Below are 22697 nucleotides of genomic sequence, written 5' to 3' on the forward strand. Positions count from 1 at the left end.
TTGTTTCGGCTAATTTCAATAAAACGATTTAATTATAAAAACTGCAATAAATCAATCGGTTTATGGCTTTTTTTAACAAAATTTAATTTTTTAGGTAACGATTTTATGGGCATAACTGCTTTAAAAATTTTACATTTACGCCCATAAAACATTATATAATAAGATGAAGCATAATTTTGGCGCAGGCCCTTGTATTTTACCTCAAGAAGTGTTTAAACAAGCAGCTCAGGCTGTTTTAGATTTTAACGATGGATTATCAATTTTAGAAATTTCGCACAGAACAACCGAATTTGAGGCAGTTGTTGCTGAAGCTGATAAGTTGGTAAAAGAATTATTAAATGTGCCGTCGGGTTATTCCGTTTTATTTTTACAAGGTGGTGCAAGTTTACAGTTTGCAATGGTACCGATGAACTTATTGGGCGATGGACAAACTGCAAGCTATTTGGATTCAGGTGTTTGGGCAACCAAGGCATTAAAAGAAGCTAAATTGATCGGCAATGTAAACGTGGTGGCTTCTTCAAAAGATGCAAACTACACCTTCATTCCTAAGGATTTCGAAATCCCTGCCGATAGTGCTTATTTCCACTATACATCCAACAATACCATTTACGGTACTGAACTTTTCGAAGTACCTAAAACCGGTGTTCCTGTAGTTTGCGATATGTCGTCAGATATCATGAGCCGTGTAATCGATGTTTCTCAGTTCGATTTAATTTATGCAGGAGCGCAAAAAAATGTTGGTCCGGCAGGTTTAACCATTGCCATTGTTAAAGATGAAATTTTAGGTAAAATCGACCGTAAAATTCCATCGATGTTAAACTATCAATCGCATATCGACAACGGTTCAATGTATAACACACCTCCTGTTTTCTCCATTTATGTTGCATTATTAAACCTTCGCTGGTTAAAATCAAAAGGTGGTGTTGCAGAAATTGAAAAAGAAAACAAACAAAAAGCTGAGGCACTTTACAGAGAGATCGATCGCAATCCCTTATTTAAAGGAACCTGCGCTGTTGAAGACCGTTCCAGAATGAATATATGTTTCGTAATGGAAAATACAGAATTGGAAAAACCATTTTTGAAATATGCAGAAGAACAGGGTATTGTAGGAATTAAAGGCCACAGAAGTGTAGGTGGTTTCCGCGCTTCGATGTACAATGCCTTGCCAATTACAAGTGTTCATGCATTGATAGATGCCATGCAATCCTTTGAAGAACAACAAGCAAAAGCAAATTAAGAATTAATTATAACCGCAGATGATTATACGATTATTTAATCGATTTAATCAAATCTGCGCAATCATAAATAACAATGATTAAGATATTAGCAAACGATGGGATTGATCCGATCGGAAAAGAATTATTAGAAAAAGCAGGTTTCCAGGTGGATACAGAAACCATTCCGCAAGATAAACTAGCTGAAGCTTTAAAAAATTATGATGCCATTACCGTTCGTAGCGCAACAAAAGTTAGAAAAGAATTAATTGATGCTGTTCCAAATATTAAATTAATTGGTAGAGGTGGAGTTGGTATGGATAATATTGATGTAGAATATGCACGCAGTCAGGGTGTTGCAGTGGTAAATACACCAGCTGCATCTTCATTGTCGGTAGCTGAGTTGGTTTTTTCACATTTATTTACCGGTATCAGGTTCCTACAGGATGCTAATCGTAAAATGCCTGTTGAAGGTGCTACACAATTCAATAATCTTAAAAAAGCTTATGCTAAAGGAACCGAATTAAGTGGTAAAACCATCGGTATTATCGGTTTTGGCCGTATTGGTCGTGCAACTGCAAAAGTGGCATTAGGTTTAGGTATGAATGTTTTAGCTTACGATTTATATCCATCTGAATCTGAAATTACTTTAGAATTCCAGGGTGGTAAATCAGTCAATATTCCGATTAAAACGGTTTCCTTAGATGAAGTAATTACAGGAAGTGATTTCTTTAGTTTACATACTCCATTTGCCGATAAACCGATTTTGGGCGCAGAAGAATTTGCTAAAATGAAAAATGGTGTTGGTATTGTAAACTGTTCACGCGGTGGAACAATTGATGAGCCGGCTTTAATTGAAGCTTTAAACTCTGGTAAGGTTTCTTTTGCAGGTTTAGATGTTTTCGATAATGAACCTACACCATTGGCAGAAATTTTAACCCATCCTAAAATCTCTTTAACACCACACATAGGTGCTTCAACAAACGAAGCACAAGAACGTATTGGTACCGAATTGGCAACGTTAATTATTGAGCATTTTAAGAAATAGTAATATTTTAAACCTCGCGGGTTTTTAAACGGCGCAGCCCTCAAATGGGGCCGTTGAAAACATAAATAATCCACCAATTAAACCTGCGAGGTTTTTCTAAACTAGTCCAACGCATTTGTAGTTACCCAGTACCGGTAGCCTAATATCGCTTTCTGAAAAGTGGTCAGCTTGTTCGGATCCTTTTTATACAAACTTGGCAAAACTACTTTGTTTATCTTTGCCAGCATTTTAAACAGTCCTTTTTTCATAATTTGTTTATTGATTTAAAGGTCATAAAGCTGCTAAAATCTTATTGTAATTAAGGCTTGATTTTAGCGGTTTCGTAATTATGCAGTTTTTTATTGAAAAAATAAAACCCGCCAGCCATTATTAAAATCAAAAAGACAATAATATAGGTTGATAAACCTCCTTTATTTTTTTCTCTAAATCTTCTTTAAGCTGCGCATTCTGATCCTGTAATTTTTTAATGGTACCCATATAAGCTTCAATCCGTTCCTGAGAATTATCTGCAACGGCCACCTTTTGTTGGTTTTGCAGGTCTTTATAATCCATTAAAATTTTCAGTTCCTTGAAAATATTATTATCGGTTAATACCACCTGACGGAGAATTTCATTTGAATTTTTGATGTCTTTTTTCGTTTGCCACCCAAAAATGCCTGAACGCTGCGTTAAGCTTTCATCATATTGGCCAAATTTAGTACTTCGCTCCTGAAGCAGAGAATTTACTTTAATCCTTTGTGCTGCATAAGCGGCAGTATCCTGTTGCGCAAAAGCTTGAAAACTAAATAAGATCAGTGAGAGCAGATAAAAATATTTCTTCATGTGGATATAAACGCGAAAAGGGTAGAAGTTGTTTTGTTGGTTCAGTCGTCATTAGTTCATTTGTAATGCAAAGTTCCCAAAATATTCGTCATCCCCCTGAAGTACAAGGGAACGGAGAGATCTACCTGGAAATAAATTCGGCAATAGATTTCTCCATTTTGGTCGAAATGACTATAATTTCTATATGGATTTTTCCGCTTTAGTTTTTTAGCTTTGGTCTTTTCGCTTTTAAGAATGAAACTCAACCCTTACAATATCACCAAGGTGCAATCCTAACAATCCACTGGCTTTTCCTTTATTAATGGCAATTTCGAGGTGGTTACTGATGCCGAACAGACAAAGTTTTTCACCTTCCTGCACTTCGTTGTAATGCCAGCTTAATTGTGTAATGGTTTCACTTTTTCTAAAGTATAATGTAAAGTCTCTGTTTTTCTGAATTTTGGTAAAAAGATCCTTGGTAATATTGGTAATTACATTGCAAAAAGTATCAATGTACACCACACTCCCGCGAATCACATCCCGCTCAATTACAGGGTGCAAAAGCATCTTTTGTTCAATCTCTGCTACAGGTAAACCAATATCCTTCAGTTTGCCTCCTTTGGCCAGGTGCGTAGCCGCTTTAACAAAAATATCAACCAATGGGAAGTGCAGGTATTTCAAATCCTGCATAATGTTCAATTCTACCACGTCTTCCGGAACATCATCAAACAGAAGCGAGAAAATACCATTGTCTGCACCCACAAAATAATGATCACGGTGCTTTACCGCGATGTATTTGGTATTTTCGCTATATACAGAATCGATACCGATCAGGTGTACTGTATTCTTCGGAAAGTAAGGATAAGCGTTTTTTAAAACGAAAGCAGCGTACGAAATATTGAATGAAGGAACTTCATGGGTAATATCAACTAAATTAACATTAGGCATAAGACTCAACAGACTACCTTTAAGGGCGCTCTGGTAAAAATCTTTTGAACCTAAATCTGTTGTTAAAGTAATTATCCCCATTAAAAATTCATTATTATTGCTTATTCTTGTGTACAGGCCTAAGCGCCTGCAAATATTCAAATTTTAATTAATATACCCCGATAACTTTTTAAAATACTATAGTTTGAACGAATTAAAATTAACCCTGGATACCGTAAATCCTGCTCACTTTTGGGGGCCGAACAATGAGAATTACGAAATGATTAAAGGTACTTTCGCAAAATTAAAACTGGTGGCGAGAGGGAGTGATGTTAAGGTTCTCGGTGATGAACAGGAACTTAAGGCTTTCGAAGAGAAGTTTAACCAGCTAATTGCGCATCTAGAAAAATATAGCTCACTAAGCAATAATGACGTAGAAACAATATTAGGTGCAAAGGCAGCGGGCGTTGCAAAAAAAGATGCAGAACAACCAACCGGAGGTGGCGGAGAAGTAATTGTTTTCGGTACTAATGGCTTATTGGTAAAAGCAAGAACCGCAAATCAGCGCAAAATGGTAAGCAGTATTGCTAAAAATGACATTCTATTTGCCATTGGTCCTGCAGGAACAGGTAAAACCTATACAGCTGTAGCCCTGGCGGTAAGAGCATTGAAAAATAAAGAGATTAAAAGGATCATTTTAACGCGCCCGGCTGTTGAAGCTGGAGAGAATCTGGGTTTCTTACCAGGTGATTTAAAGGAAAAAATTGATCCATATTTACGTCCGCTTTATGATGCGCTGGATGATATGATCCCTGCCGAGAAATTGAAATTCTACATTGAAAACCGTACAATAGAAATTGCACCATTGGCATTTATGAGGGGCCGTACCTTAGATAATTGCTTTGTGATTTTAGATGAAGCCCAGAATGCCACCGATATGCAGTTAAAAATGTTTTTAACGCGTATGGGGCCGACTGCTAAATTTATTGTTACAGGTGATGTTACACAAGTAGATTTACCTAAAAAACAAATGTCGGGTTTATTTAATGGCTTGAGGATTTTAGAAGATATTAAAGGAATTGATATTATCTATTTAAGTGGAGAAGATGTGGTGAGGCATAAATTGGTAAAAGATATCCTGAAAGCTTACGGAGATATTCAATAGTTAAGTCCAAAATGGGGAGTCTGTAGTCTTAAGTCAAAATCGACTTAGGACTAAAGACTTCGGACTTTCGGACTTTTTCTCTATTTTTACGGCCTCATGAAAGCACTTAAAGAAACCCATTTCAATTTCCCTAATCAAAGTAATTTTTACAAAGGTAAAGTACGCGATGTATATACAATTGCCGATCAATCGATGGTAATGGTCGTATCCGACCGTATTTCTGCATTCGATGTAGTATTGCCTGAAGCGATTCCATTTAAAGGACAGGTATTAAACCAGATTGCGGCTAAATTTTTAGCAGCTACACAGGATATCGTTCCCAACTGGGTTTTGTCTGTTCCAGATCCAATGGTTACTATTGGCCGTATCTGCGAACCGTTTAAAGTAGAAATGGTGATCAGAGGTTATTTAGCCGGACATGCCTGGAGAGAATACAGCGCTGGTAAACGTTCTGTTTGTGGTGTTACTTTACCTGAAGGTTTAAAGGAAAACGATAAACTGCCTCAACCCATTATTACACCAACCACTAAAGCTTCGGTAGGTCATGATGAGGATATCTCAAAAGAAGATATTTTGGCAAAAGGTATTGTTTCGATAACCGATTATGAAAAATTAGAAGAATATACTTACGCACTGTACCAACGTGGAACTGAGATTGCGGCAAAAAGCGGCTTGATCCTGGTAGATACAAAATACGAATTTGGCGCAGCAGATGGTGTAATCTATTTAATCGATGAAATTCATACACCAGATTCTTCACGATATTTTTACGCTAAAGGTTATCAGGAGCGTCAGGATAACAATGAACCACAGAAGCAACTTTCAAAAGAGTTTGTTAGAAAATGGTTAATTGAAAATGGTTTTCAGGGAAAAGACGGACAGGTTGTGCCAGAAATGACTCCGGAAATCGTAAATTCAATTTCAGAACGTTACATTGAACTTTATGAAAAAATTGTAGGCGAGACTTTTATAAAAGCTGATGCTGATGCAATTTCCAGCCGCATTGAAACTAATGTTTTAAAGGCTTTGGGAACACTTTAAATTCGAAAGAAATTTATACATTAGTGCAATAAAGATTAGAGAGATGAAATTTTCAGTAGATAAACACGATAAATATGTAACCTTAAAGTTAGAAGAACATAAGTTTACAAACGACAATGCTCCCGGTTTAAAAGCAGAATTCTATTTGCTTAATGCCGAGGGATTTCAGAATATAATTGTTGATTTAAGTCATGTTACAGAGTGTAGTGATGCACAGGATTTAAGTTGCTTATTAGTTGGCGACAGGCTTTGCAAATCGGCAGGCGGATTATTTATTGTAACGGGAATTAACGACGAGCTTGCATCAATTATTGAATTATCAAACATATTTCAATCTGTAACGTTTGTTAATACATTAGACGAAGCAACGGATTTCATCTTTATGGATGAGTTGGAAAAAGAGTTTAGAGGCGCTAAATAACAAAATATTTAAATAACATTCTGGCCTCGTAGTTTCTAAAAATCTACGGGGCTTTTTATATCTGATCATGATGAAGTTTGAAGTTACCATTTTGGGAAGCAGTTCTGCAACACCTGTATACAACAGGAATCCATCGGCACAGCTTTTAAATTGTAACGAAAAATACTATTTGATCGACTGTGGTGAAGGCACCCAACAACAACTGGCCAAGTTTAACCTTAAGGCCGCCCGGATAGATTATATTTTTATCAGTCATTTACATGGCGACCATTATTTTGGGTTGATTGGATTATTATCAAGCTTGCATTTAAACGGCAGGATAAAGCCAATACAGATATTTGGTCCCAAGCCTTTACTTGAAATCTTAGAAATTCAGTTTAAATATTCTGATACCGTTTTAAGGTATCCTATTGAGTTTTTTCCAATTGAAGCCGATCAATCTACCCAGATTTTCGAAAACAGTGACCTGATCGTCAAAACCATTGTTTTAAATCACCGTATACCGACTACAGGTTTTATTTTTCAACAAAAGAAAAGGCAGCGCAAACTAATCAAAGATAAAGCAGACGAAGTGCCCATGGCTTATTATACAGCCTTAAAAAAAGGGATTGATGTAGAATTGCCCAATGGCGATATTTTGCGCAGTGAAGATTACACCATACCGGCAGATGCGCCACGGTGTTATGCCTATTGTTCTGATACTTTATTTGATGAAAGGTACTTTACTACGATAAAAGATTGCGATACCTTATACCACGAAGCTACCTTTATGCACGACCTACTGGACAGGGCTAAAGAAACACATCACACAACCGCTTTTCAGGCAGCAGAAGTAGCAAAAATTAGCGGAGCTAAAAAATTACTCATCGGCCATTTTTCTTCACGTTACAAAACCTTACAAATGCTTTTAGAAGAAGCACAGTCTGTTTTCGAAAATACTGAGCTAGCGGTTGAGGGTAGGACTTTTCAGCTGTAAACAGATTTCAAAAATCGCGCTTCATTTTCGATCAGATGGAGAGCAGTCCCGAACTTTTGGGAGAGAAATCTTTTTACATTGTTTAAAGATTTCTCCATTTTGTTGCATTTCAGTCGAAATAATGATACTAAAGTCTTAATTTAGCAAAGAAATCCCAAAATACTATCCCGGCAGAAATTACGATGTTAAAAGAATGTTTGGTCCCAAATTGCGGAATTTCGATGCACTCATCAATTTTAGCCATTACCTCATCGCTAACACCATCAACTTCATTCCCGAAAATAAGCGCATATTTTTTATTGGGATCCGGTGTGAAAGTATTTAGCATTGTGCTATTCTCTGCCTGTTCAATGGCAATAATTTCGTATCCTAAATCCCTTAGTGCATCAACAGCCTGTAAAGTGTCTGTATAATGAATCCAATCTACCGATTGCGTAGCACCCAGAGCCGTTTTTTCAATTTCGCGATGTGGTGGTTGTGCAGTTATGCCACAAAGAATCACCTTTTCTAAAGCAAAGCCATCAGCGGTACGGAATATTGAACCTACATTGTGCATGCTGCGTACACTATCCAAAACCACTACAACAGGTAACTTTTCCTGTGCCTTAAACGCCTCAATATCCGGACGATTTAACTCGTCTAATTTTAATTTTCTCATTATTTTTAAAAGGATTACACAGATTGATGAATTACACCGATTTTAACATATTTGGATCTGTGTTTACTTATTTGTCTCTGTTATTAAATGTGGGCCATTGCTAATTTCGCTAACGTAAATGGTAGCAGGGTAACCAATTTTAGCTACATAATAATCGGTTAAATGCCTGGCAAAATCTTCTTCGAAGCCTTTTTCCAATAAAGCGATGGCACAGCCGCCAAATCCAGCACCAGTCATTCGTGCACCTATTACATGTTGATAGCCGGTACAGAAATCTACAACTGTATCCAGCTCTTTTCCACTTACTTCGTATAAGCTTTTTAAAGATTGATGCGAAGCATACATTAACCGGCCAAATTCTTCGAGGTTACCGCTGTTTAAAGCCCTTGCAGCCTGATGAACACGGTCGTTCTCTTTCACTACATGTGTAGCGCGGTTTAATATGGTTTCGCTGGTAATTAAATGGCTGTGCAACGCAAATTTTTCTGCATTAAGCTCGCAAAGATATTGAAGTGTAATTTCTTTGTTCAATAGCTTTAAGGCTGTTTGACATTCGGCCACACGTTCATTGTACTTAGAATCTGTCAGTTCGCGCGGCTTATTGGTATTGATGATGGCCAGCACATAATTGCCGAGATCAACATCAACCATTTTATATTTTAAAGTCTCGCAGTCTAAAACAATCGCTTTATTTTTTCGCCAAAAGCAACCGCAAACTGATCCATTATGCCTGAGTTTAGGCCAATAAAATCATTCTCCACCCTTTTGGCAATCTTAACAAGCTCTAATCGGTCATACCCCAGGTTAAAATAATTGTTTAAGGCATACGCCGTAGCAATCTCAATTGATGCAGAAGAAGAAAGTCCTGATCCAATGGGGATATTCCCATAAAAAAGAAAATCCAATCCGGTAATCTCTTTTCCATCTTTGATCATTTCATTAATTACACCTACAGGATAATTGGTCCATTGGCTTCCGTCTTTTTCATTTAAAACATTGCTTTCAACAGTGGTTTCCATCTCGAAATTCAGACTCTTAAACCTGAATTTGTTATCATTATTAGGCGCAAGTGCCAGCCACGTTCCGAGGGTAATGGCACATGGCATTACTAAACCGCCATTGTAGTCAATATGCTCGCCAATGAGGTTAACGCGACCGGGTGTAAAATATAGAGCAGCTGCTTTTTTATGATATTGCGCTGCAAATTTTTCCTCAAGGTTAATATTCATTTGGCTAAAATATATTTATTAAAAGCATTAATAATAGTATGTTTGTTTAGGAAACAAAAGCCCTAAGTTACAATTTATGAGCGTTCAGCAAATACCTACCGGAAAAATTATTGATGGCGAAGAAGTTATCGCAATCGAACTAATCAATAGTAAAGGCACTTATGTTAAAATCTTCAATTATGGTGCGATCATTAACAAATTCATCGTTAAAAACGCCAAAGGCGAAATGCAGGATATTGTATTGGGCTTTGACACTTTCGAGGAATACCTTAATCCGGATTACCTAACTGAGTATCCATATCTGGGTGCTATTGTAGGACGTTATGCCAACCGCATCAAAAATGGCCGGTTCACCATTGATGGAGAGGACTACCAACTGGCACAAAATGCGGGTACCGATACGCTACACGGCGGTATAGAAGGTTTTGATAAAAAAGTTTGGGATATTGTTGAAGTGGGCGAAGGGTCACAATCGTCGGTTACCTTACAGTACGAAAGTGTGGATGGCGAAGAAAATTTCCCTGGCAACCTGATCATTGACCTTACTTTCGAACTTACCGAAAATGATGAATTGATTTTAAGTTATGAAGCTGAGACTGATCAGGCTACTGCAATCAATTTAACACACCATGGTTATTTTAATCTGGCTCCTGAAGGCGGAAATATTAAAAACCACAAACAGCAGATTTTTGCTTCAAATTACCTTGAGCAGGACAGTAATTATTCAGTAACAGGTAAACTGATTCCTGTGGAAGGTACGCACATGGATTTTACAAAATCTAAAGCGATTGGGCAGGATTGGGATGAGGAAGAAGGTTATGACCAAACTTACGTTCTGGATAAAATCTATGGCGATTTATCGCTGGCAACCAAAACAATTGAAGAAGAAAGTGGTTTAGTTTTAAGCGTATATACAACAGAACCAGTAGCACATCTTTATACCTCAAAATATTTGGATGTGAGAAATGGCAAAGGCGGAAGGGATTACGTCAGCTTCGGTGCTTTTTGTGTGGAAACACAGCATCACCCCAATGCAGTAAATATCCCTGAATTTCCAAGTACCATATTAAGACCAGAAGATTTGTACACGCAAACAACCATTTACAAAGTTTCATTAAATAAATAAATTATGTTCACTATTGAAAACATCCGGGCAGCAGAATCAAAAATTAAAACTGGTGCAGATTTTCCGCAGTTTATAAAAGAAATTAAGGAATTGGGTGTGAGGCGGAATGATGTTTATTTAAGCAATGGTTTATCGATTTATTTTGATGACGAAGATAATGCACAACAGGTGAGTCCTGACGAATATCCAACTTTGGTTATCAATGAAGAATCTTCTGCCGGAAAGTTGGAGCACGCTTTAAAAGTACATCAACAAGGTGAAACAGATTATATTACCTTTTGTAAACAAGCTGCAGATGCTGGCGTGGAGAAATGGGTAACTGATCTGGAAGAAATGACCTGTACGTATTTGGATACTGAGGGAAATGAACTGATAAAAGAGAAGATACGAACAGTATAAATATGGAGGCCGAAATTTCGGGCCTTTTTATTCCTCTACCATCGTCATCTCGACCGAAGTGAACGTAGTGGAGAGATCTTTTAAGAAGATTTATTTAAGTGGAGTCAGATGTTACTATCTGACTTTTCGGTTTTTCGGACAAGTTGTTAATTTTAGTGCTTTATAGGTTATTAATGGTTTATTTTAACCACCTCATACATCTTAATGCACTGGAGGTTATATTGGTGACTGATCAGCCTTAATTAAATCCTTTCCAACACCGTTTTAATGGCCTTTTCTATAATTTTATCAGGCTCATTGCTGAATTCGAATTTTATACGACTGGCCAAAATAGCATTTACAGAAAGTGCTTTATGTCCCAAAACTTTTGCTAAAGCGTAAATCCCCGCAGTTTCCATTTCTAAATTGGTAATCCGGTATTGGTTGCTCCGAAAGCTGTTAATGAGTCCGATGAAATCGGGGACAGCATTTTTTGCCCTCACTATCCTCCCTTGAGGGGCATAAAAGCCCGGAGCAGTAATGGTGATTCCATGAACCATATCTTTGCCTATGGTATTTAAAAGACCTTCATCTGCAGCTGTTAAATAGGGGTTTATATTTTTTAAATGACCAAAATGTATCTTGATATCATCTGTTAAAAGTTGCTCATCGCCAGATAGTTGCTGTAGGTAATAATTCATTAAAGCATCCATGCCCAAACCATGAGAGGAAGCTAAAATGGTTCCCATGGGGATATCTGGCTGCACAGCTCCTGATGTGCCTACTCGGATAATATTCAGCGAGGTTAATTCTTTTTTACTTCGCGGGTTTCAAAATCGACGTTTACCAGTGCATCCAGCTCATTAAAAACGATATCAATGTTATCTGTACCAATACCTGTTGAGAGTACAGTTATCCTTTTTTACCTATAAAACCGGTATGGGTAATAAATTCCCGTTTCCCTTTTTTAAGTTCTATCTGGTCGAAATACTTGCTCACTTCGCCAACGCGGTCAGGATCGCCAACAGTAATTACGGTTTCGGCAATATCTCCGGGCAGAAGATTTAAATGGTATATACTGCAATCGGGATTGATGATTAAGTCGCTTTCGGATATTTTCATATTGGTTTGTTTTGCTTGCAGATCTCGCTCATGGCAACAGATTTATCTCTGTTGATCCTTTTTATCTGTGGTTACTAAATTACGTTCATGTCACTTTGTACATTTTTTTATTCTTGCAGATTTCGCTAATCAACGCAGAACTAATGTCTGTGGCTATTAAATGGTGTGTAGATATTTTAGTTTAACACCTTCAATTTTATCAAACTTACTCAAAACCTGATTGAGTTGTGCCTTTCTTACCTCAAATTTCAATATACAATTGGTATCAAACTGTTGTGCTAAAACCTGTAAATTTTCCTCTTTGCTCAATTTCATTACATCATTCATTTGTAGGTATTCGAAATGAACTTCATACACATCATTAACTGTTTTCGAAATTATTCTTGAAGCTTTAATAGCTTCTATACTAGCGTTTCTGTATGCGTTAATTAAACCTGGAACACCCAATAAGGTGCCACCAAAATAACGTACAACTACAATTAATATATTGGTAATATCTTCCGATAATAAACAATTCAGGATTGGCCTTCCTGCAGTACCAGAAGGTTCGCCATCATCATTTACCCTAAAAACAGAGCGATTGGGTGTTAAACGGTATGCATAACAGAAATGATTGGCCTTTGCATTTGCAGCCCGCAGGTTCACAATAATTGGTTTTACTTCTTCTTCATTGCGGATTGGGTAGGCATAAGCAATAAATTTGCTGCCTTTATCACGAAATATGCCTTCCGAGGCACCTTCGATAGTTTTATAGGAATCATCGAACAGCATTTTGCGATAGGGTTATGAAGATAACAGCAGCGATAGCCAAAACTATGCCTACATAATTCAGTTTACTTAATTTTTCTTTAAAAGCAATTATGCCAATTAATGTTCCGATAATGATAACGCCTAAATTCATGGCAGCAAAAACTGTTGATGGATTTTCTGCCAGTGCTTTGTGCGCCTTCATGTAAAAAAGAATGTTGCCAAAGTTAAAAAGCCCAAAATCAGTCCACAGACGACATTAACCAATTGTAGTTTTATCTTGCCTGAAATGACCATAGTAATCACAATGAGCAGCGATACGACAAATGAAAGGCAGAAAACGGTGAAAAGCGAAGTTGTATAAGGTAGTTCTTTGTATAAGGCAATTTGTTTAAAAAGAACATCAATTACGCCAAAGCCCACAAAAACCATAATGGGATAGAGCAGGCTTTCCTTCCTGGCTTCCTGATGATCAGATTTCCGAAGAAAGGTTAAGAAAATAGCTACAAATCCTATCGCAAGGCCTATAATTTTTAAGTTGTTAAAATCCTCTTTAAAGATAAAATAAGCCGCCAGTATGGGAATAAATAACGATAAGCGTTGGGCTATGTCGGTTTTAACGATCCCAAGTTTCTTTACTGATGCAGCAAGAAATAAGAATATCGACGGCAATAGAATAGCCAGCGCAATGTAAACAGGCCATGGTGCGGTAGATGTAACTAGTTTAACATCCGGCTTAAAAAACAAAGCATGAACTTAGTGCAGCCAGATAATTAATTGTAACGGCCTGAATGATACTGATCTGGTACCGCTTGAGCCAACTTTAATAATATGGCAACCGTAACGCTACAACAAATACTTAAAATAATATAGATCATTTATTTATGTCGTTTATGTAGATAGAGAGTTTATCATTTCCAATCTGAATTTGTTCTTTCAGATTTCCGTTTATGGTAGGAGAAGGAACACCTTCCGTCCAGCTGTTTGATGAGGTGATGATACGCGCTTCATCCCAAAGGTTAGTGGATAAAAACTGATTTAGAATATTCGCACCACCCTCGATAATTACCGATTGTATGTCCATCAAATAAAGCTGAAACGCAATCTTTTGTGCCAGGTAAAAATGCATATCTTCCATTTGGATATAATGGATATTGTCGACTACATCAGTTTTAATTTCATTAAATATGATGGTTTTGGCTTGTGCATTGAAAATGTGATTGGATAACGGCACCTGAAGGTTTTTATCGATTATCAAACGAATGGGGTTTTTACCCGGCCATTCTCGTGACGTTAATTGCGGATTGTCCATAATGGCGGTTTGTTTTCCGATCAAAATGGCGTCTTCTTCAGTTCGCCACTGGTGCGCCAATCGTTTGGCTAAAGCGCCGCTGATCCATTTTTGGTGACCATCTTTAGTTGCAAAATAACCATTGGCAGTTTCGGCCCATTTTAAAATGATGTAAGGCCTTTGCTGTTGTATCCTGGTGAAAAATCTTCTGTTAAGGTAACGGCATTCATCGTCTAAAACCCCACTTAATACTTCAATTCCTGCATTTTTAAGCTTTTCGATGCCTTTGCCATCAACGCTTGAAAAAGGGTCTCTATTACCAATAACCACTTTTTTGATCTGGTGTTTCACAAACAGGTCGGCACAGGGAGGGGTTTTGCCGAAATGTGCACAGGGCTCTAGACTCACATAAGCTGTTGCCTGTTTTAACAAGGTTTCAGCCTCATCTCCATATTGATCAAATACAGCTTTAACCGCATTGGGTTCGGCATGTGCTTTTCCGTATTGCTGATGATAACCTTCGCCAAGGATTTTATCGTTTAAAACAATAACACAGCCTACCATTGGGTTTGGATTTACGTTTCCAATACTTAAAGTGGCTAACTCCAAACAGCGTTTAATATAGAATTCATCGCTCATTAGGGCAAAAGTAGTAAAAAAGAGTCATGGGCTTATCAAAACAGATTTGTTATCATCTCAAATAAGTAATTTTGCTATTCATGAACATTGGAGCGCTCGAGGAGCATTATAAACTGGAACTTGCACCCTTATACGAAAGCGATGAGGCGAAAACATTATTTAGCCTGGCTGCTGAGCAGGTTTTAGCTTTGTCTCCCAGTAAGTTAATGATGCAGAAAGATGTAACTGTCAGTTTTATCAACATGCAAAAACTATTGAGCATTCTTAACGACCTGCAGATAGGAAAACCAATTCAACATATTTTAGAGGAAGCCCATTTTTATGGTTTAGTTTTTAAAGTAAACGAAAATGTACTGATACCAAGGCCCGAAACAGAGGAATTGGTAGAATGGATCATTTCAGTTTGTAATACACAATCCTCAGTTAACAGTTTTGAATCACCGAAAAAGCTAAGTATACTTGATATTGGAACTGGATCTGGTTGTATTCCGATTACGCTTAAAAGCACTTACCAAACACCCAGGTAGCTACATTGGATGTATCTGCTGATGCTATAGCAGTTGCAAAACAGAATGCCCTGCAAATTGGTGTTGAGATCAATTTTATTACAGCGGATATTTTAACATTTCAATCTGAAGAAAAATTTGATATCATAGTAAGTAATCCGCCTTATATCAGGAGTTTAGAAAAAAATGAGATGCATAATAATGTACTTTTGCACGAGCCTCATTTAGCTTTATTTGTAAGCGACGAAAACCCATTGATTTTTTATAAAGCCATCGCTGATTTTGCAAAAACAAATTTAAAGCCTAATGGAAAACTTTTCTTTGAAATCAATGAATATTTAGGTAAAGAAACAGTTGATATGCTGTCTAATAAAGAGTTTAATAATATTGAGTTAAAGAAGGATATGCAGGGAAAGGACAGGATGGTTAGGGTAGGGCTTTAATGGAAGAGGTGTAACGGAAAATGGATGATAGAGGGTAAATAATCAATGACCAATTTTCAATGATCAAACTAGCAGAGTTCAAAAAAGGGCGTCATCTCGACCGGGGCATTGCGGAGTGGAGAGATCTGCTTCGATAGATCTCTCGAATACGCTGCACTCTGCTCGAGATAATGATAACTTATCCTAGTGTCTTAAGTACCTTTATGGTAAAAAATAATGCCACGAATGCACGGAAAACATGGAGATTTGACTAGTTATTAGCATGATCGATTATTAAAGACTAGATATTTACCGATACATTAAGAGCACAACTGGTAATCAAGTGGTACAACTTTATTTCTGATTCTACTTATGGTTTCTACACGTACACCCAGGTAACTGGCCAGGTAACGCTGCGGTATCCTTTTGATATCCAACCCGCTTTCCTGTATTTTACGGTACCTGCCAATTGCTTTGGGTATTCGGGCAAGGATAGCTCTTTCTGATGCAGCATAATAATGAAGTGCAAATAGCTTTCTGCCAATTAGGTTAGCCTCCGGATATTTGGTATACATCAAATCGATTAAGGTATATGGAATGCAGATGAGTTTGCAATCTTCCAGGGCCTGAAGATATTCTTATAGAAGGACTGGGGTGCTGATTGGGTTGGCGTATAGCGCCTATTAATTCATTCTCGAAGCTAAACCACGTACTGATATCTTGTTTACCATCGCGTATAAAACCACGTACCAGCCCATTGACCAAAAAATACAGAGAAGCATTACTATCTATTGGAGAGAGAATGTGTTTGTTTTTTTATACGGGTAAGTTTGCAAGACCTTTCAAACTCGGCTTTAATAGCATTAGATAAAGGATAGAATTGCTCAAGATAATCGAAAAGAGGGCGTAAAAATGATGTTTTATATGGCATAGTTAAAGGGGCTTGTCTGGTTTAAAAAAAGATTTTAGTGTACTTATTTTTGGAACGCAATATGCATATTGTGATCTGGAGCCAAAGGTATCTGGTATTTTACTGTGTACTTAAAAATATTACTGTTGTAACCTCTAACGATACGATCGTTAGACTAAAAAGGTGGCTTTTTACGGGTTAATAGCTTAGTTCCTGTGCAAAATAAGCAGTTGGCATTAAGCCTGTTTCTTTTTTAAATGCATTATAAAAAGTAGCTACGCTTTTAAAGCCAGCTTCAGAAGCAATAGCTTCGATGGTGATTTTATCTGATTTTAAGGGGTACTGTTTTAAGAAATGACCAACCCGGTAACTGTTAATCCAATCTCTGAAATTTTTTCCAATATGTTTGTTAATTACGAACGAGCAGTGGTGGATTGGAATGTTGAGTTTTGCTGCCAGATCAATAATCTGAAAATCGTGAAGCAGATAAAGTTGTTCCCGCTCCATCATTTCTGTCATGGCAAGGGCATAGTCAGACAGTTGTGCGTCCAAAAGATTATTTTTTTTGATGGGTACAACTGTAGGTTTTGCATCTTCTACAGGTAAAGAAACGAATATTGTATCATTTTCTGTTTTCAATACTGCAGGTTTTTTAGTCCAGTCTACCGCCACCAGCAGATAGCCATAAAAAATATAAGGCCTGTGGAGCGCGTATAATAAAATGAATAACAGGGCTAAACAATTGGCTACAACAAACGACGTGTTAACATACGGGATATGTAAGTTTCTTAAAACAATAGGTACCAGACCAAACAACTGGAAGAAGGTAGCAATCCGAAGAAAAAAGATGATCCATTTTCGGCCTTCACCTTCGATTACTTGCCGGGGGTGTTTTTTAGACGGAGTACAGCAATCCAGGTAAGGCATAAATAACCCGATACCAGAATTGGCCTGAATAAATAGTGGAAATATGGAGGAAATAATCCAGTTTTTGCGCTGAGAGACAAGTAACCATTTTCAGCCAACTGCTTTCCGATCATATCCCAATCAAGTTTTATAGAGAGCGGCCAGGGAATAATGTGAATAATAGCAAGTAGAACAGGTAGAAAATGCAGCCATTCTATTTTTTGTAATTTTTTACGATCCTGAAGAAACCCTGTTATGTAGAGATAAAAGCAGGCCGGGGCAGCATAATAAAACGGCGTAAAAGTTTGATGAAAAAAGGCCAAGATATTGGGCTGGCCTGATTTAAAAAATAACGAAGTTAATACTTGCCCAAATCGGGCAAAAAATATAACGGAAAGGAAAATGTTTAACAGTTTATTCCCCTTTTTGAAAAAAAAGATGCATGGAGAATAAAAGCAAGAATAAACAACTGGTACTAATGAAGAGGTTTAAAGATTGCATATTTCCAGCCAAGATAAAACATAATTGCTAAATTAATTTTCCTAATCGTAAAATTTTTTATGATTAAATGTGCCATCTGCAAAATGCTAAAAATGAGGCAGATTTTGTTAAAAGCAGGGTGGCATAGATGCCTTTGCCCAAATATTTCACTGATATTTTATGCTGTTTGCAATAATGATTTGGCATAAACGTTTGTTTAATTTATAAAAAGCAATAGTTTTGCGGCCCGTTTATTGTTAGCGGAAAGGAATATTGTTTAATTAATGGATGTTTACCATCCCTATAAAAGAAAAATTATGGACAAATTTAAAAAAGTGCAAGATCTAATCTCTTCTGTAGAAGCAGACGTAACGAAATTTTATGATGGTGGTAATGCTGCAGCAGGTACACGTGTACGTAAAGCAATGCAAGACCTAAAAGTTTTAGCCCAAGAAATTAGAGCTGAAGTAACTGATAAAAAAAATAGCGCTAAATAATTTATTTTCGCTTAAAAAGAAAGCCCGTCTAAGTTAGATGGGCTTTCTTTTAGCTGTTGCTTTTGGCTTTACACTTTGTGCCAATTATATGCTTATTTATTGCGTTTACTGGTAATAAGTTTGTCGGTGAAAAAGTCACGGAAATCATTGTAGTAAAGATCGCCCACTGTAAAGCTGGTATGATTAGAAAGCGTTATCCTCGTGCCTTCAACATGTAAAATATGATTGATGGAAATAATATAACCCCTATGTAGTTGAATAAAGCCTTTTTCTATATTCAGCTGTTCTTTAACATCCTTCAGACTTAAATACGCAATAATTACTTTCTCTTTTGTATGGATTTTGATGTAGTTATGGAAACTTTCAAAAGCTATTATATCTGCATATCGTACCAGAATAGCTTTGTGTTCTTCAGATTTATTTTTGACAAAAAAATAAGATTCATGCGCAATATCTTCTGTTTCATCTTCAAACATCCGGTTTACCGTTAAGGCAAATTTAGCATAACCATAAGGTTTAAGTAGATAAGCATCTGCTTCTGCCTCGAATGCTTCAAAAGCATATTCCTCATGGGAGGTAGTAAATATCAGTTTTCTGGTTTTAGAGCGGATTGCTTTAGAAAGTTCAATGCCCGAAATATGTGGCATTTGAATGTCCATAAATATTACATCTACCTGGTCAATCTTTTTCAGTTCATTCAGAGCTGCCATCGGATCGGTGTAACTAGCCAGGAGTTCCATATTCGGGGCATCCGCTATATATTTTTCAAGACCCGAAATTGAGTTTTGTTGGTCATCAATGGCTATACACTTAATCATTTGTCAATCTTCATTGTATATATAACGAAATTACACCTTTTTATAACGAAAATAGAACGTTTTATCCAGTTTCGCCTTAAAATTTCTTTGCAGTTGCTAATTTAAGGTAAAAAAAGGTTTTTATGATATATACAGGGGTAATTAAATGGTATAATCCGGTAAGAGGTTTCGGATTTATTGCGCTTGACGGTAGAAAAGAGATGATTTATGCAGATAATAATAAATTAGTTGGGATTTATCGTCCTGCTTTAGTAGTAGGAACTAAGGTTCGCTTCAATTTGGAACATGGACAGATAGGATGCCAGGCTACTAATATTATAGTGTTGGATATAAAATCTGACTAACGTTTGCACCTATCTGTAATGAAAACAGACCGATCTATGTAACCTGTATCATAAAAGTTAAATCAAATACGATCTTCGCTATCAATTAAAACCAAATTTCGTCCTTGTAGCATTTTTAGCTGAATTGCACATCAACTAATATTTACATCTACCTATCAAACATGTAATTTAACCCTCTTCCTATCTAATTAGACACGTTCTTTTAGATAGGATTTCTTTTTTCCAGATTACGTTTTGCTTAAATTCTTTATTAACTGTATGCAATACAGAAATATTAAAGCACAGTGCTTAGGTATTAAGAGCCTGTTTAAAATTAAATAAAATTTATTTCGTATGTCATTCTGAGGAATAATTTATTATATAAAAATCAATATGATTGACAGATAAAATTTAATTAGGTAATACCCCTCGAGAAATCGTCATTCCCAACTTGATTGGGAATCTTAAAACGCTTGTACTAAGATTCCCGCATGCGCGAGATCCGATAGCTATCGGATGACGACCCGAACTAGTGGATTCTGTCAATGGTAGCGTAGTCGAAGACCATTTCAACACATTAATAAAGCAATCGACTACGCTCTTGTGCTGGCAAAAGGCCATTTATATATTTGTTATAAAAATTTAAACAGGCTCCGGGTTAAAATGATTTTTTTACAAAATAGTTAGCATTTTCTTTGATCGTGTAAATGATATTGGCCAGGTATCAGTGCTACTGGCTGCGGCTATTGTATAATATTCTTTCGCCTTATTCTGATTACCCTGAATAAGCTTAACATACGCACTCAACTCATAGATAAAATTCTTTAATTTGGTATCTATTTCTTTTTCAGTACCTAAATAATCGAATATTTCTGCAGCTGCATTTATACGTTCATCATTAAAATTTTCTATTTTAAAACCACCGGGCATTGCAAACCAATATTCCCATATCCCGCCATTAGCATGTTGGTTGTAACTATCTTTAATCAATTGAATGCCGACCTCCAGTAGTACACTATTGATGGTAGTGTCTCTTTTAACGGTATTTCTGCTTAAATCGAAGTAATGGTTAAGGGTGGGTTGTAGCTCGTTTTTCTTAATTTCATCCAAAATCATTTCCTTACGGTACATGGCCCGATCGCTAATCGAAAACTGTTCGTATGCAAAACTTGGAGGAAAATGATCGCTTATTTTTTCCAATCGGTAACCTTTTGCCAATTCTTTCTTTAAATCAATTACATAAGGGTGTTCAAAATCGTGAAAGTGGTATATCGCAATGATTCCGCGTTTAAGATCATAGATATTACTATAAATGGTAGATAGTTTTCCTTCCTGTCGGGTACGGTTTAAAATATCTCGAAAAAAGGGAACGTTTATAGTTTTTGCCGCTTTTAGCATCTCTTCCGAAATATCATATCTCCGGCAAGAATAGCTTTTAGTTTTTACCGCGCTAATGTCAAAATTCGTATTGATCTGATAATACCCTGATTTGGGTAATTTAGTACCCGCATTAATGATGATTGAATTTCCAAGTGCATCTGCAATTAATACCTGCGAACTGATGGCGTAATCGTATTTTTCCAGATAAACCAAAGCTTCCTTTACGGTTTTACATTTGCCAAGAATTTCAAAAAAAAGATCCCCTTTATATATGTTTTTAGGATGGTATTTTGCAGGATCGATATTTTGTGCAGTAAAATCGTAAAACAGGCCATATTCATTCATGGCCGCCTGTGCTTGCAGATCAGGAAGTCCAAAACAAACAGAGCCATATCTTTCTGCAGTTTTAGGGTTAAACCACATCCTTGCAAAGCCCATGTAATCATCTTCATTGGCTGCAGCAAATACTTCACCTTTTAGCGAGCATGAAATTACAGTACAGGCCTGGCCGGGTTTAAATAGGATGGAGATCGCGATAATCACAAGCGTTATTATTTTCTTCATTTTTAAATTTTCTTCAACGGTGCCAAGTTTGTGCCAATACCCATAAATATACACTACAGCCGTCAACGCATTCTTTTGTAGAAATTGAGATCAGACGATGTCCGTTACCGGACATTATCCGTTCATTAACGGACGATTACAAACATAATTATTCTTTGATGTCGTCACTCTGATCTGATAGCTATAGGATTTATTTCACGGGCTTTACATTTAGCAGAATAATTTAACCACAGATGATAACGACACACAGATGCAAACCTATGTATATATTAAATGTACCAATGCTGTGTAAAATAAATGCAAAGATAAAGGTATAAGCAACATAAGTACCTATGTGATGCAATGAAACCGATTGTATTTCTATTATCTTTGTTTCATCTCTATGCGTGTTTACGGTTCATATTCTGATAGCGAATTGGCATACTTGTTAACTCAAGGTGATGAGCTGGCCTTTACCGAAATTTATAATCGTTTTTACGGACTGCTTTTCATCCACGCCAGCAAACGCTTAAATGATGATGAAGAAGCGAAGGACGTATTACACCAGTTGTTTGAATCGCTTTGGGTTAAACGTTTGCAGGTAGCGCCTGACGGTAACTTATCAGCATACTTATATACTGCTGTACGTAACCGTGTGCTGGATGTTTTTGCCCATCAAAAAGTAGAAAGTAAATATGTCGATTCTTTGCAGGATTATATAGATCAAGATCATGTGTTGACTGATTATATGGTGCGTGAAAAACAAATGGCGCAATTAATTGAACAAGAAATTGATGCTTTGCCACCTAAAAATGCGGGAAATTTTTATTTTAAGTCGAAAAGAAAATAAATCGCACAAAGAAATTGCATTAGAATTAGGTCTTTCAGAGTTAACTGTTAAAACGCAGGTTAAAAAAGCGCTTCGAATTCTTAAATCAAGATTGGGTGTGTTTGTTTACGTTGCTTTCTTCTTCAGAACTTATTATTAAATTCCTGTTTGTGCGCTTAAACAAAGCTTTTTCTCTTTAAATCAAAGTGTATTGAAATTATTTTGAAAAAAATAATTTTCTGATACCCCCAAGGCTATACCTTAGCCGTATATACATTAATCAACCCAAACAAACTTCTT

General features: G+C 36.7%; 28 protein-coding genes and 1 pseudogene. 14 read left to right on the plus strand and 15 right to left on the minus strand.

Annotated elements, in window-relative coordinates; genetic code table 11:
- Positions 1-163: 163 nt before the first annotated feature.
- Positions 164-1237 (plus strand): 3-phosphoserine/phosphohydroxythreonine transaminase, encoded by a 1074-nt coding sequence (serC, locus tag ACQ86H_RS12605; RefSeq protein WP_138821612.1) that lies wholly within the window; start codon positions 164-166, stop codon positions 1235-1237.
- A 74-nt stretch (positions 1238-1311) separates the two neighbouring features.
- Complete coding sequence (locus tag ACQ86H_RS12610) at positions 1312-2262, plus strand: D-2-hydroxyacid dehydrogenase (RefSeq protein WP_431295060.1); 951 nt, start codon at positions 1312-1314, stop codon at positions 2260-2262.
- A gap of 101 nt (positions 2263-2363) precedes the next feature.
- On the opposite strand, the gene ACQ86H_RS12615 is transcribed toward ACQ86H_RS12610, so the two are convergent.
- The 3 genes from ACQ86H_RS12615 to ACQ86H_RS12625 form a co-directional block, all read right to left on the minus strand.
- Complete coding sequence (locus ACQ86H_RS12615; RefSeq protein WP_431295061.1) at positions 2364-2510, minus strand: hypothetical protein; 147 nt, start codon at positions 2508-2510, stop codon at positions 2364-2366.
- A gap of 127 nt (positions 2511-2637) precedes the next feature.
- On the minus strand, positions 2638-3084 hold the full coding sequence (locus ACQ86H_RS12620; protein ID WP_431295062.1) for a hypothetical protein: 447 nt from the start codon (positions 3082-3084) through the stop codon (positions 2638-2640).
- A 228-nt stretch (positions 3085-3312) separates the two neighbouring features.
- Positions 3313-4092, minus strand: coding sequence for an SAM hydrolase/SAM-dependent halogenase family protein (locus tag ACQ86H_RS12625; protein WP_138821610.1), 780 nt, complete (start codon positions 4090-4092; stop codon positions 3313-3315).
- Positions 4093-4195: 103 nt separating this feature from the next.
- On the opposite strand from ACQ86H_RS12625, the gene ACQ86H_RS12630 reads away from it, so the two are divergent.
- The 4 genes from ACQ86H_RS12630 (at position 4196) to ACQ86H_RS12645 (ending at position 7593) form a co-directional block, all read left to right on the plus strand.
- Positions 4196-5155 (plus strand): PhoH family protein, encoded by a 960-nt coding sequence (locus ACQ86H_RS12630; RefSeq protein WP_431295063.1) that lies wholly within the window; start codon positions 4196-4198, stop codon positions 5153-5155.
- 96 nt (positions 5156-5251) lie between these two features.
- Entirely contained in the window at positions 5252-6196 is a 945-nt protein-coding gene (locus tag ACQ86H_RS12635) for a phosphoribosylaminoimidazolesuccinocarboxamide synthase (protein ID WP_431295064.1), read from the plus strand.
- Between the two features lie 43 nt (positions 6197-6239).
- Positions 6240-6617, plus strand: coding sequence for an STAS domain-containing protein (locus tag ACQ86H_RS12640; protein WP_138821607.1), 378 nt, complete (start codon positions 6240-6242; stop codon positions 6615-6617).
- Positions 6618-6687: 70 nt separating this feature from the next.
- Positions 6688-7593 carry a ribonuclease Z gene (locus ACQ86H_RS12645; RefSeq protein ID WP_138822341.1) on the plus strand — a complete coding sequence of 302 codons (906 nt, stop codon included), beginning with the start codon at positions 6688-6690 and terminating at the stop codon, positions 7591-7593.
- A gap of 127 nt (positions 7594-7720) precedes the next feature.
- Here the strand turns inward: ACQ86H_RS12645 and ACQ86H_RS12650 are convergent, their stop codons facing one another.
- The 3 genes from ACQ86H_RS12650 to ACQ86H_RS12660 form a co-directional block, all read right to left on the minus strand.
- Positions 7721-8251, minus strand: a complete 531-nt coding sequence (locus tag ACQ86H_RS12650; RefSeq protein WP_431295065.1) for an RNA methyltransferase — start codon at positions 8249-8251, stop codon at positions 7721-7723.
- A gap of 63 nt (positions 8252-8314) precedes the next feature.
- The gene (locus ACQ86H_RS12655) at positions 8315-8902 is read right to left on the minus strand and encodes a hypothetical protein (protein ID WP_431295066.1); all 588 of its coding nucleotides are present in this window, start codon (positions 8900-8902) and stop codon (positions 8315-8317) included.
- 23 nt (positions 8903-8925) lie between these two features.
- Positions 8926-9480 carry a galactokinase gene (locus ACQ86H_RS12660; RefSeq protein ID WP_431295067.1) on the minus strand — a complete coding sequence of 185 codons (555 nt, stop codon included), beginning with the start codon at positions 9478-9480 and terminating at the stop codon, positions 8926-8928.
- Between the two features lie 76 nt (positions 9481-9556).
- Here ACQ86H_RS12660 and ACQ86H_RS12665 point away from each other — a divergent pair, with 76 nt between their 5' ends.
- Entirely contained in the window at positions 9557-10606 is a 1050-nt protein-coding gene (locus ACQ86H_RS12665) for an aldose epimerase family protein (protein WP_431295068.1), read from the plus strand.
- Between the two features lie 3 nt (positions 10607-10609).
- Positions 10610-11005 (plus strand): DUF1398 domain-containing protein, encoded by a 396-nt coding sequence (locus ACQ86H_RS12670; RefSeq protein ID WP_431295069.1) that lies wholly within the window; start codon positions 10610-10612, stop codon positions 11003-11005.
- 242 nt (positions 11006-11247) lie between these two features.
- Here ACQ86H_RS12670 and ACQ86H_RS12675 read toward each other — a convergent pair.
- From ACQ86H_RS12675 to ribD, 5 genes and pseudogenes are all read right to left on the minus strand, one after another.
- Positions 11248-12106 (minus strand): annotated as a pseudogene (locus ACQ86H_RS12675) (nucleoside phosphorylase).
- Positions 12107-12262: 156 nt separating this feature from the next.
- Positions 12263-12877 (minus strand): IMPACT family protein, encoded by a 615-nt coding sequence (locus tag ACQ86H_RS12680; protein ID WP_431295070.1) that lies wholly within the window; start codon positions 12875-12877, stop codon positions 12263-12265.
- Entirely contained in the window at positions 12864-13058 is a 195-nt protein-coding gene (locus ACQ86H_RS12685) for a hypothetical protein (protein ID WP_431295071.1), read from the minus strand. The genes ACQ86H_RS12680 and ACQ86H_RS12685 overlap by 14 nt, the downstream gene beginning before the upstream one ends.
- Positions 13055-13600 (minus strand): hypothetical protein, encoded by a 546-nt coding sequence (locus ACQ86H_RS12690; RefSeq protein ID WP_431295072.1) that lies wholly within the window; start codon positions 13598-13600, stop codon positions 13055-13057. Before ACQ86H_RS12690 ends, ACQ86H_RS12685 begins: the two co-directional genes overlap by 4 nt.
- Positions 13601-13727: 127 nt before the next feature.
- Entirely contained in the window at positions 13728-14783 is a 1056-nt protein-coding gene (ribD, locus tag ACQ86H_RS12695) for a bifunctional diaminohydroxyphosphoribosylaminopyrimidine deaminase/5-amino-6-(5-phosphoribosylamino)uracil reductase RibD (protein ID WP_431295073.1), read from the minus strand.
- Positions 14784-14863: 80 nt separating this feature from the next.
- On the opposite strand from ribD, the gene ACQ86H_RS12700 reads away from it, so the two are divergent.
- Positions 14864-15310 (plus strand): hypothetical protein, encoded by a 447-nt coding sequence (locus ACQ86H_RS12700; protein ID WP_431295074.1) that lies wholly within the window; start codon positions 14864-14866, stop codon positions 15308-15310.
- A gap of 5 nt (positions 15311-15315) precedes the next feature.
- Positions 15316-15732: a N5-glutamine methyltransferase family protein gene (locus ACQ86H_RS12705; protein ID WP_431295075.1), complete on the plus strand. Its 417-nt coding sequence runs from the start codon at positions 15316-15318 to the stop codon at positions 15730-15732.
- Between the two features lie 299 nt (positions 15733-16031).
- Here the strand turns inward: ACQ86H_RS12705 and ACQ86H_RS12710 are convergent, their stop codons facing one another.
- Together ACQ86H_RS12710 and ACQ86H_RS12715 are read right to left on the minus strand one after the other, a co-directional pair.
- Positions 16032-16286: a hypothetical protein gene (locus ACQ86H_RS12710; RefSeq protein ID WP_431295076.1), complete on the minus strand. Its 255-nt coding sequence runs from the start codon at positions 16284-16286 to the stop codon at positions 16032-16034.
- 533 nt (positions 16287-16819) lie between these two features.
- Positions 16820-17548, minus strand: coding sequence for a helix-turn-helix domain-containing protein (locus ACQ86H_RS12715; protein WP_431295077.1), 729 nt, complete (start codon positions 17546-17548; stop codon positions 16820-16822).
- A 776-nt stretch (positions 17549-18324) separates the two neighbouring features.
- Here ACQ86H_RS12715 and ACQ86H_RS12720 point away from each other — a divergent pair.
- Entirely contained in the window at positions 18325-18504 is a 180-nt protein-coding gene (locus ACQ86H_RS12720; RefSeq protein ID WP_057933955.1) for a histone H1, read from the plus strand.
- A gap of 92 nt (positions 18505-18596) precedes the next feature.
- Here the strand turns inward: ACQ86H_RS12720 and ACQ86H_RS12725 are convergent, their stop codons facing one another.
- Positions 18597-19322 (minus strand): LytR/AlgR family response regulator transcription factor, encoded by a 726-nt coding sequence (locus tag ACQ86H_RS12725; protein WP_138821596.1) that lies wholly within the window; start codon positions 19320-19322, stop codon positions 18597-18599.
- Positions 19323-19444: 122 nt separating this feature from the next.
- On the opposite strand from ACQ86H_RS12725, the gene ACQ86H_RS12730 reads away from it, so the two are divergent.
- A complete protein-coding gene (locus ACQ86H_RS12730; protein WP_138821595.1) occupies positions 19445-19666 on the plus strand; it encodes a cold-shock protein in 222 nt (73 codons plus the stop codon).
- Positions 19667-20317: 651 nt separating this feature from the next.
- Here ACQ86H_RS12730 and ACQ86H_RS12735 read toward each other — a convergent pair.
- Positions 20318-21589 carry a hypothetical protein gene (locus tag ACQ86H_RS12735; RefSeq protein WP_431295078.1) on the minus strand — a complete coding sequence of 424 codons (1272 nt, stop codon included), beginning with the start codon at positions 21587-21589 and terminating at the stop codon, positions 20318-20320.
- A gap of 382 nt (positions 21590-21971) precedes the next feature.
- On the opposite strand from ACQ86H_RS12735, the gene ACQ86H_RS12740 reads away from it, so the two are divergent.
- Together ACQ86H_RS12740 and ACQ86H_RS12745 are read left to right on the plus strand one after the other, a co-directional pair.
- Positions 21972-22418: an RNA polymerase sigma factor gene (locus tag ACQ86H_RS12740; protein ID WP_431295079.1), complete on the plus strand. Its 447-nt coding sequence runs from the start codon at positions 21972-21974 to the stop codon at positions 22416-22418.
- Positions 22381-22557: a sigma factor-like helix-turn-helix DNA-binding protein gene (locus tag ACQ86H_RS12745; RefSeq protein ID WP_431295080.1), complete on the plus strand. Its 177-nt coding sequence runs from the start codon at positions 22381-22383 to the stop codon at positions 22555-22557. Before ACQ86H_RS12740 ends, ACQ86H_RS12745 begins: the two co-directional genes overlap by 38 nt.
- Positions 22558-22697: the final 140 nt, after the last annotated feature.

Origin of the sequence: Pedobacter sp. P26, from assembly GCF_050632135.1 — a bacterium.
Taxonomy (GTDB): domain Bacteria; phylum Bacteroidota; class Bacteroidia; order Sphingobacteriales; family Sphingobacteriaceae; genus Pedobacter.